Origin of the sequence: Actinomyces urogenitalis DSM 15434, assembly GCF_000159035.1 — a bacterium.
Taxonomy (GTDB): Bacteria; Actinomycetota; Actinomycetes; order Actinomycetales; family Actinomycetaceae; genus Actinomyces; species Actinomyces urogenitalis.
Genome location: NZ_DS999574.1, coordinates 284329 through 291163, shown reverse-complemented (window position 1 = coordinate 291163; position 6835 = coordinate 284329). Strand labels below are relative to the sequence as shown.

Below are 6835 nucleotides of genomic sequence, written 5' to 3'. Positions count from 1 at the left end.
GGCGGCGCCGTCGTTCCTGGGCGGGGAGGAAGGGCGGCCGGTGGCCACCCACGACAGCTGCCCACGCGGGTCCCAGGACTCCTTGGGCAGGTGGATGACGATGCGGTCCAGGCGGCGGGCGACCTCGCGCGCCGAGCGAGGACGGGCGCCGGGGTCCTTGGCCAGCAACTCCATGACGATCTCGCGGACCTCAGGGTTGGTGGCGTCGGGCAGCGGCGGGACCGGCTGGTTGACGTGGGCGAAGGCGATATCCACCTGCGTGGCGCCGGTGAAGGGCCGGTGGCCCACCAGGGCCTCGTAGGCGATGACCCCCAGGGCGTACAGGTCACCGGCGGGGGTGGCCATATGGCCCATGGCCTGCTCGGGGGACAGGTACTGGGCGGTGCCCATGACCATGCCGGTGGCGGTGAGCGGACGCTGGTGGACGCCGGTGGAGATGCCGAAGTCGGTCAGCTTGGCCAGGCCCTCGCGGTTGATGAGGATGTTGGAGGGCTTGACGTCGCGGTGGACGACGCCGGCGTCGTGGACCACCTGGAGCGCGCGAGCCACCTGGGCCAGGATCGGCAGGATCTCGGCGGCCTGCATGGTGCCCTGCTCGGACAGGATGTCAGACAGCGCGCGGCCCTGGACCAGCTCCATGATGATCCAGCCCGAGCCGTCGCGCTCACCGGAGTCCAGGACGACGGCGAGGTTGGGGTGGCGCAGGCCGCGGGAGTTGGCGGCCTCCGCGCGCAGGCGGGACAGGAAGATCTCGTCACCGGTCAGCTCAGGGCGCAGGATCTTGGCGGCCACGGCGCGCCCCGAGCGCAGGTCGGTGGCGCGCCAGACCTCACCCATGCCACCCAGGGCGATGCGTTCGACGAGCTCGTAGCGCCCCTGGAGCTCCATCCCGACGTGTGGTCTCACTGGTCCACCGCCGCGTCGATGACTGAGGCCGCGATCGGGCCGGCCACGGAGCCGCCGGTACCCGAGCTCGCGGTCTGCTCCCCGCCGTCGAGCACGACGGCCAGGGCGATGGAGGGCTTGGTGATGTCCGTGCCCGCGAAGCCGATGAACCAGGTCACCGGGCCGCCGGTCTCGGAGCCGGTCTCCGCGGTGCCGGTCTTTCCGGCCACGCTCACCCCGGCCACCTGGGCCGAGGTCCCGGTGCCCTCGGAGACCACCTGCTGCATGAGAGCGGAGAGCTGGGAGGCGGTGTCCTGGCTGATAGGGGTGCGCAGGGAGGTCGGGGTGGTGGTGGACACGACGTTGAGGTCGGAGTCCAGGGTCTGGGAGACGAGGTACGGCTTCATCTGCACCCCGTTGTTGGCGATCGTGGAGGCGACCATCGCCATCATGAGCGGGGTTGCGCGCACCGAGGCCTGGCCGATTCCCGCCATGGCCGTCTGCGCGGCCGAGGAGTTGGCCGGGTAGGTCGAGGGCGTGACGGAAAGCGGGATGGACAGGGAGGAGTCGAAGCCCCAGGCGCGGGCCTCCTGGCCCAGGGCGTCGTCGCCCACGTCCATCGCCAGCTGGGCGAAGGGCGTGTTGCACGAGTGGGCGAAGGCGTAGGCCAGCGTCACCGTGCCGTTGCCGCAGGACTCCCCTGCGTAGTTGGACAGGGCGTGGTTGGTCTGGGGCAGGGTGAGAGTGTCCGGGGCGGCGACCTCGGTGTCCGCAGTCGCCTTGCCGGCGCGCAGTGCCGCGGCGACGGTGAGCACCTTGAAGGTTGATCCCGGCGCGTACAGGTCCCCGGCGATGGCCCGGTTGGTCAGCGGCTTGGACTTGTCCGCGGTCAGGGCGTCCCAGGCCTCCTGGGCGGTGGCGCCGTCATGGGAGGCCAGCAGGTTGGGGTCGTAGGAGGGGGAGGAGACCAGGGCCTTGATCGCGCCGGTGGCGGGGTCCAGGGCGACGACGGCGCCGCGCCGGCCGCCCAGGGCGTCCCAGGCCGCCTGCTGGACCTGGGGGTCGATGGTCAGCTCCAAGGCGCCGCCCTGCTGGGTGCCGCCGGTGATGAGGGACTTGATACGCGAGGACAGCAGCGAGGGGTCCTGCCCGTTGAGCACGGAGTTCTCAGCCCGTTCCAGCCCGGTCATCGAGGCGAAGTAGGTGGAGAAGTAGCCGGTCAGGGGGGCGTAGAGAGGGCCGTTGGCGTAGGTGCGCTGGTAGGCGTAGGCGTCATCAGAGGGCTCGGAGTCAGCGATCGTCTCCTCGCCGACGATGATCGGCCCGCGGTCGGTGCCGAACTCGGCGTAGACGGTGCGTGAATTGCGCGAGTCCGTGGTCAGTGTGCCCTGCGAGGAGGAGGACTCCCACAGGGCCGGGCGGGCCAGGCCCTGGACCGAGGTCAGCGAGGCAGACAGCGCCAGGAACATGATGAGGACCAGGACGGTGACTTGGTGGATCTGACGGTTCACGGCCTGGCTCCCTTCACGATGGTGGTGGGCTGGTCATCCTGCGAGGCCTGCGGGCCGCTGGCCGAGGAGGTACCGGTAGCCGGCTCGGCCTTAGTCTCCTTGGCTGACGCGGTCTCCTTGGCTGACGTGGCGGTCTCGGCGGTCTCAGCGTCCAGGACGGCCCGGCGGATGGAGCTGGGCAGCTCGGCGGTGTCGATGATGCGCGGGGCGGAGGTCACCGGGCGCCGCGCGGCGTCAGACAGGCGCACCAGCAGGGCCAGGATGATCCAGTTGGCGATGAGGGAGGAGCCGCCGTAGGCCAGGAAGGGCGTAGTCAGGCCGGTCAGCGGGATGAGGCGCGTGACGCCGCCGACCACCACGAAGACCTGCAGGGCAATGGTGAAGGACAGTCCCACCGCCAGCAGCTTGCCGAAGCCGTCACGCAGGTGCATCGCGGTACGCAGGCCGCGCTGGACCAGGATGAGGTAGAGCATGAGCAGGGCGAGCGTGCCCGTCAGCCCCAGCTCCTCGCCCAGTGAGGCCACGATGAAGTCCGAGTTGGCGAAGGTGACGAGGTTGGGGTAGCCCTGGCCCCAGCCGGTGCCCAGCAGACCCCCCGAGGCCATGCCGAACAGGCCCGTGACCAGCTGCCAGGAGCCGCCGGGAGCGTTGTAGACCTCCGGGTCCATGGCGTCCAGCCACGCGGAGAAGCGCTGCTGGACGTGGGTGAGGTGCGTGGCGGCGAACCAGGCGGCGGGGGCGAACAGCGCGGCGCCAATAATCAGCCAGCTGGGGCGGTCCGTGGCCACGAAGAGGGTGACCACGAACAACCCGAACAGCAGCAGCGAGGAGCCGAGGTCGCGCTGGAGGACGAGCACGGCGATGGAGACGCCCCACACGACGAGCAGGGGAACCAGGTGACGCGCTCGCGGGAGGTTGAGGCCCAGGATCCGGCGCCCAGCCAGCGCCAGGTTGTCCCGGTTGGCCACCAGGAAGGAGGCGAAGAAGATCGCCAGCAGCACCTTGGTCAGCTCAGCGGGCTGGAAGGACATGGGGCCCACGTGGATCCAGATGCGGGCGCCGTAGATCTCCGTGCCCAGGCCCGGCACGAAGGGCAGCACGAGGAAGACCAGTCCGCCGGCCATGGCCCACCTGTCCCAGCGGCGCAGGAGCCGGTAGTCACGCATGAGCAGCACCAGGCAGAACAGGAGGACTCCTAGCCCGGTCCACATGGCTTGCCTGACGGAAAAGCCGTGGGCCTCGCCCAGGCGCTCGTAGGACAGGTCCAGGCGCTGGATCATGGCCAGGCCGATGCCGTTGAGGGCCACCGCGATGGGCAGCAGGGTCGGGTCGGTCCAGGGGGCGGTGCGGCGTACCCACAGGTGCACCAGGGCAGTGATGACCACAACCACGCCAGCGATCGGCAGCAGCTGGGCGGGGGAGGAGCCGGAACGGTTGAGCGCCGTCAGGGCGTAGCCGCCCAGGCCCAGGGCCAGGGACAGCACCAGCAGGCCAGCCTCAGCCCAGCGGCCGGAGCGGGTCATGGGTGAGAAGGAGGCCGCGGGGGTCGTTGCAGGGGAGCCGGCAGCGAGCTCAGAGGAGGACATTGCTGCGCCCTACTGTCCTGTGGCGGCGTCAGTGGGAGGCGGAGTGACCTCAACGGGGTCTGAGGTGGCCATCTGGTCCGCAGGGCTGGGGGTGGCGGTGGCTTCCTCGGTCACGCGCGCCGAGACAGTCTCGCGGACGTACTTGCGGGCCTCGACCAGCGAGGGCTGGGCGACGGTCTCCTCCAGGCGCTCTAGCATGCGCTCATCGAGATCGGCCAGGGCCGGCTCGTTGTAGGTCTGCACGAGGTGGCTGAGGGAGAAGGGCCCCAGGGTCTGGGGAATGCCCTGGAAGATGGCAACCTTCCCGTCGGCCGTCGTGACGTAGTACTGCGTCTGGGTCCACATGTAACCGCTGACTCCGGCCACGACCAGCGCGACCAGGACGGCCAGTGAGGCCAGGGCGGTGCGTAGGCGGTGACGACGCCGGGCGCTGCGGTGGCGCTCGGCCTCGGCGGCCAGAGCCTCCTCCTGGGCAGAGTCAGGGGAAGTGGCTGAGGCCTCGCTGTCCGCCTCCAAGCCGGCTACCAGTGCGGCAGCCTTGGCTGCGGGGGTGGCAGGGACCGGGGCTGCGCTGACGCCGTCGGCGGCCAGGCGCTCGCGGTGGACGGAGGCGGAGCCCACCACCTGCGGCTCCATCTGCGGGGTGGGATCGTCCTCGACGACGTCGAAGACGACGGCGGTGATGTTGTCCGGCCCGCCGGCTCGCTCAGCGAGGTCGATGAGCTGGTCCGCGGCCAGGGCCGGGTCCTCCACGCCGGCGAGGACCTCGCCGATCGTGGCGGCGGTGACGGGGCCGGACAGGCCGTCCGAGCACAGCAGCCAGCGGTCACCGGGCACGGCCTCGCGGATGGACTCGTCGAGCTGGACCTCGCCGTCGGCGTCGCCCAGGACGCGCAGGAGGACGGAGCGCTGGGGGTGCTGGCGCGCCTGCTCGCGGGTCAGGCGCCCGGTCTCCACCAGGTACTCCACGAAGGTGTGGTCCGTGGTGACCTGGGTGAGCTCGCCCTCGCGCAGGAGGTAGGCGCGCGAGTCCCCCACGTGGACCATGGCCAGCTTGTTGCCGCTACGCATGACGGCTACGCACGTGGTGCCCAGGCCGGCCAGGTCCGGCTCGGCGGTGGAGCGGGCCACGAGGTCCGCGTGGGCCTCCTGGATGGCACCGCGCAGCAGGCCGAGCAGCTCGCCGGCCTGGTGGGAATCGGCGTCTAAGGGGATGAGGTGGCTGATGGCCACGGCTGAGGCGATGTCCCCGCCGGCAGGGCCTCCCATGCCGTCGCACATGGCCATCAGGTGCGGCCCGGCGTAGGCGGAGTCCTGGTTGGAGGCACGCACGAGCCCGACTGAGCTGCGTGCGGCGTAGCGCAGGGAGATGGTCATGGACGCAGCTCCAGGGTTGTCTGGCCGATCCTGACGGGCACACCCACTGAGAGCTCAGCGGTTCCGGTCACGCTCTGGCCGGCCAGGGTGGTGCCGTTGGTGGAGCCGAGGTCCTCCAGCCACCACGTGCCGTCCTTGGGGAAGATGCGCGCGTGGCGGGAGGAGGCGTAGGAGTCCTCCAGCACCAGGGTGCAGGAGGGGGAGCGTCCGATGGTGATGGAGGTGGGGGACAGGGGCACGGTCGAGCCAGCCAGTGGGCCCTCGGTGATGACCAGGCGCGAGGCCTGGCGACGTCGTGAGCGCGCGGCGGGCTTCGACGTCGTCTTCTCGCCGGAGCGGCGCAGGCTGAGCGAGCGTGGGGAGCCTGGTGCGACGTCACGGCGCAGGGTGCGCAGGACGAGGAGCACAAGGACCCACAGCAGCGCCAGGAAGCCGAACCTGGCGAGGGTGAAGGCGAGCTCGCTCACCGGTTGACCCCGGAGGAGTGCGTGCCGTCCCAGAACATGATGCGGGTGCGGCCGACGGTGAGCGTGTTGCCGTCCAGCAGGGTGGCGGCGTCGATCCGGTGACCCTCGACGTAGGTGCCGTTGGTCGAGCCCAGGTCCGTGGCGATGGCGTGGCCCTGGGTGAGACGGATCTCCAGGTGGCGGCGCGAGACGCCGGAGTCGTCGACGACGATATCCGCCTCTGAGCCGCGGCCGATGACGGTGACGGGGCCGGTGAGCAGGTAGCGCTGGCCGTCGATGTCCAGGATCGGGTTGGTTGGCGAGGCGGTGGCGGCTGCGGCCGGAGCGGCAGCCCCGCGGCGGGTCGAGGACTCGACCTCGATGGCCGGGGAGGACAGGGCGTCGTCAGCCACGAAGGTGACCTGGACGGGGCCGACGAAGGAGTAACCCTGCTCGCTGGCGTGGGAGGTGGCGACCTCCTCCATCTGGCGGACCATCTCGTCACGGCCCCAGGCGTCGACTCGGTCGACGTCCGAGGGGGAGAGGCGGATGCGGAAGACGTTGGGGACCACGGAGCGGTCGCGCGCGAAGGAGGCGGCGCGCTTGTCCATGGTCTCGCGCAGCTTCGAGGCGATCTCGATGGGCTCGACGTCGCCCGAGAAGCGGGACATGGCACGCTCAGCGACGTTCTCCACGCCTTTCTCGAACCTGTCTAGGAACCCCACGTTCCTCACCTCCTGTCAGTGACCGGATGACGGCGACCGATCTGCGCCAATGTCTGGTCACAGTAATACCGTGGCTATCGTAACCGGTGTATCTACGAGCCGGCGGGAGGGTGGCCTGCACGGCAGGCAGGTGACGGGTCTCACCGAGCCAAGGGGGTCGCTGGATTGGACTCGGGGGCCTTGGGGCCGCTATCGTCATCCTCGCTCCAAGCGCGAGTGGCGGAATTGGTAGACGCGCACGGTTCAGGTCCGTGTGAACTTACGTTCATGGGGGTTCGAGTCCCCCCCCGCGCACGATACGGACG

Annotated in this window: 6 protein-coding genes and 1 tRNA gene; 1 reads left to right on the top strand and 6 read right to left on the bottom strand. The window is 70.4% G+C overall.

What is annotated here, in order from left to right; all coding sequences use genetic code 11:
- From HMPREF0058_RS01205 to HMPREF0058_RS01180, 6 genes are all read right to left on the bottom strand, one after another.
- A partial coding sequence (locus HMPREF0058_RS01205; RefSeq protein WP_006547824.1) for a serine/threonine-protein kinase occupies positions 1-888 on the bottom strand: 888 nt, incomplete at its 3' end.
- Positions 889-902: 14 nt separating this feature from the next.
- Complete coding sequence (locus tag HMPREF0058_RS01200) at positions 903-2396, bottom strand: peptidoglycan D,D-transpeptidase FtsI family protein (protein ID WP_006547823.1); 1494 nt, start codon at positions 2394-2396, stop codon at positions 903-905.
- The gene (locus HMPREF0058_RS01195; protein ID WP_006547822.1) at positions 2393-3919 is read right to left on the bottom strand and encodes an FtsW/RodA/SpoVE family cell cycle protein; all 1527 of its coding nucleotides are present in this window, start codon (positions 3917-3919) and stop codon (positions 2393-2395) included. Before HMPREF0058_RS01195 ends, HMPREF0058_RS01200 begins: the two co-directional genes overlap by 4 nt.
- A 72-nt stretch (positions 3920-3991) precedes the next feature.
- The gene (locus tag HMPREF0058_RS01190) at positions 3992-5359 is read right to left on the bottom strand and encodes a PP2C family protein-serine/threonine phosphatase (protein WP_006547821.1); all 1368 of its coding nucleotides are present in this window, start codon (positions 5357-5359) and stop codon (positions 3992-3994) included.
- Positions 5356-5826, bottom strand: coding sequence for an FHA domain-containing protein FhaB/FipA (locus tag HMPREF0058_RS01185; RefSeq protein WP_006547820.1), 471 nt, complete (start codon positions 5824-5826; stop codon positions 5356-5358). Before HMPREF0058_RS01185 ends, HMPREF0058_RS01190 begins: the two co-directional genes overlap by 4 nt.
- Positions 5823-6530 carry an FHA domain-containing protein gene (locus HMPREF0058_RS01180; protein WP_024036719.1) on the bottom strand — a complete coding sequence of 236 codons (708 nt, stop codon included), beginning with the start codon at positions 6528-6530 and terminating at the stop codon, positions 5823-5825. The genes HMPREF0058_RS01185 and HMPREF0058_RS01180 overlap by 4 nt, the downstream gene beginning before the upstream one ends.
- A 210-nt stretch (positions 6531-6740) precedes the next feature.
- Here HMPREF0058_RS01180 and HMPREF0058_RS12950 point away from each other — a divergent pair.
- Positions 6741-6824: transfer RNA gene (locus tag HMPREF0058_RS12950), tRNA-Leu, on the top strand.
- The last annotated feature ends 11 nt before the right edge of the window (positions 6825-6835 follow it).

Coding starts and splice junctions, on each gene's coding strand:
- HMPREF0058_RS01190 (WP_006547821.1), bottom strand. CDS start 5,359: ATGACCATCTCCCTGCGCTACGCCGCACGCAGCTCAGTCGGGCTCGTG.
- HMPREF0058_RS01195 (WP_006547822.1), bottom strand. CDS start 3,919: ATGACCCGCTCCGGCCGCTGGGCTGAGGCTGGCCTGCTGGTGCTGTCC.